The 2,519-nt window shown below is 58.8% G+C and carries 2 protein-coding genes and 1 pseudogene; all 3 read right to left on the bottom strand.

The window, feature by feature from the left end; all coding sequences use genetic code 11:
* A pseudogene (locus AHiyo1_RS08260) lies at nt 1–368 on the bottom strand (MOSC domain-containing protein); the annotation flags it as partial.
* Between the two features lie 233 nt (nt 369–601).
* The gene (locus tag AHiyo1_RS24175; protein ID WP_148667463.1) at nt 602–1,483 is read right to left on the bottom strand and encodes a hypothetical protein; all 882 of its coding nucleotides are present in this window, start codon (nt 1,481–1,483) and stop codon (nt 602–604) included.
* 381 nt (nt 1,484–1,864) lie between these two features.
* Nucleotides 1,865–2,519: patatin-like phospholipase family protein (locus AHiyo1_RS08250; protein ID WP_059388234.1), on the bottom strand; the 655-nt coding region annotated here is incomplete at its 5' end.

Genomic DNA, 2,519 nt, shown 5'->3' with positions numbered 1-2,519 from the left:
CCGCCGCGGAACCGGACAACGCCGCCCCGCGATTCCAAGGCAAATTCTTCGCCCAGCAGGGGAGCCAGGTGGGCTCCCCTGAGGACCACATTGCGGCGCGTGAGGAGCGGGTCAAAAGGCGCGACCCCCAGCTCGGTGGCCATCGCCTCGAGCGACTCGATGGCTATCAGCGTCACTGCGGCATCCATGTGCGCGGCCTTGCCGAAAAACCGGTCACCGACGATGCCCTTGCCGCTTACGACGTCGACCTGCTCGGCATCCGTGGTGGGCACCTCGGCGGCACCATCGCGTGCCCGGCCGAAGTAGGCATGGCCCGATGACACAAGAAGATGCAGGATCTCCACGTCGTATCTGTAGCTTGCGGTCATGCCATAAGGCTATGCCTGTCCCGGAGTCGGTAACCTCGGGAGTTCTAATCTGAAACCTTGAAAGCTAGTTCTTGCGACGCTGGAAATCAGCGAAAGCTCCGATGCCGGTTCCAACAAGCGCGATGCCAGCAAGTATTGACCACCAGAGCTGCATATATCCGGCGGCCGTTATGAATAGCAGAACCGCTACCAATGCAAATAGAAGCAGGGAAATAGGAATGTCGCGAGCACCTTTAGGAGTCAAAACACGCTTCCTTGATCGAGGCGATGCCTAGAACCTCTCCAGCAAGACCACCGCCGGCGGCAACGACAGCTTGCCACTTCTTCTCCAACCCGGATGCCGCGTTCCAGGCGCGGAAGAGAATTTCGAAGGTCCTCTGAATACTTCCAAACCTTGCAACTAGTTTAGCGACTTTACCGGCGACCAGAGCGTTAGCAGCAACCTCTGCCGTAACGGTCGCTATACACTTGGCCCAGCCCCAAAAGTCGCTCGGATCAGCGGTTACCGGAAAGGCTGTGTTCTGATCAAAATCGATCGACTGCACGAGACCCTCTCCGTCGAGGGAGAACCGCGTCGGAACAGCCCTGCCGAGCGCATCGTAAGCCCATGGAGCCCTGTAACCCCCAGCAATCGCACCCTCAGCGGTGCGAACAACAACGGAACCATCAGTGTCTATGGCTGCTTTTGATCCTGCGGGGAGCGACAAGGGAAACCGATATTCTCGATCCGCAGTGTTTGAAGCAATGTTGATCAGTGTCTGAGTTCCCTTGCCTGTGGCATAACTACTAATCACGGCACTGTTGAGTTTGGTGCTCAGAACCGGCTCACCTTGCCCGGCGAAAAGGCCGTCCGGGATCTTGCCCGGTTTTGCGAGAGCTTCGGATGAAGCCGTGCCCGGAAGAGTGATGCTTGCGGACCAAGCGCCGGCGCCAGAAACAACGATGTTCGTTCCGGGGACCGCAACAGTACTGACTTTGCTTGGCGAATGAACCCCTTCACCTAAAGAAACTGGCGATGCCTGTGCAACCCCCGCGCTCGACACCACGACCCCACTGGCGACAAGCGCGACAAGTAGAAGACTTCCGATTGAACCTAGCTTAGATCTGTTTGACATGGATCACCTTTCAGAGAGAGACAGGCGCTTCACGATCAAATTATGCATATGAGGCAAATGAGGGCAAGAGTTTTATGAAACAGGTCGAGGGAATTATTTTCAAATTCCAAAATGGGAATCACGGATTGCATTCCTCTCGCATGTCTCAATACTCAATCCACCGTCCGTCGCTACTCAATTTATGAATTTCGACCACTCAATTTCAGGTATACGTCACTCAATAGGAGCAAAAACTCTTGACATTAATGCGACTCTTATGATCGATGAGGTAGCCGGGGCTGAGCCGCGAAGATGACCGAGGCGGCGGTTGACCGCCTCGGTCGGCCTCCTAGGCATGGACCGTTGTGGTCACGCCGCCCGGGTCAGCAACTCCCGGGCGGCTCAGCTCCAGAACTCGGTGATTTGCCCGGCAAGGGCTCTGCCTTGCTCGTAACCCGCCTGGGCCGCGGGCGGACGCAGCGACAGATCCATGGCATTGGCGCCGAACATGTGCTCCGAGTTGCTGTCCGGGAAGATCGTCTCGACTCTGCTGCCGCCTGCGCGGAGTTCGTCGACCTGCGTCGCGAGATGCGTGCCCCACTCCAGCGGTTGCAATGATCTGCCACCGAAGGGTGAGAGCACCAGGACCCGTCCGTATCCGGCTGCCAGATCGGCATTCTCGGCGTTGGATCGATAGCCGCCGTCGAGGTACCGCTTGTCTCCGATCCTGTAAGGCAAGCCGCTGGAACAGCTGGCGGCGATTGCATCCACCAAGTCGACGCCGCTATGGCGGTCGAACGCGACCGGTTCACCGTTACGGGCATCGACCGCCGTGATGAGCACTGTCCGTTCAGGCCAGTGCTGGCTGGGTAGCCGGGTGGCGACAGTGGTGCGCCATTGCGTTGACCAGGCGCCATCCGACGCCGCATCCATGTCGAGCGCTGCTGCGCCGAGTCGCCGGCGCATGTCAGCCACATCCTGGGCATCGGCGATGATCTTGTTGATCCGCTCGAGGTGGTTCACCACTGGCCTGGCCGGCGCGCGTCCCGGCCCGGAC

The organism is Arthrobacter sp. Hiyo1 (genome assembly GCF_001263615.2).
In the GTDB taxonomy this organism is placed as follows: Bacteria; Actinomycetota; Actinomycetes; order Actinomycetales; family Micrococcaceae; genus Arthrobacter.
This window is presented reverse-complemented; position numbering and strand designations above follow the sequence as displayed.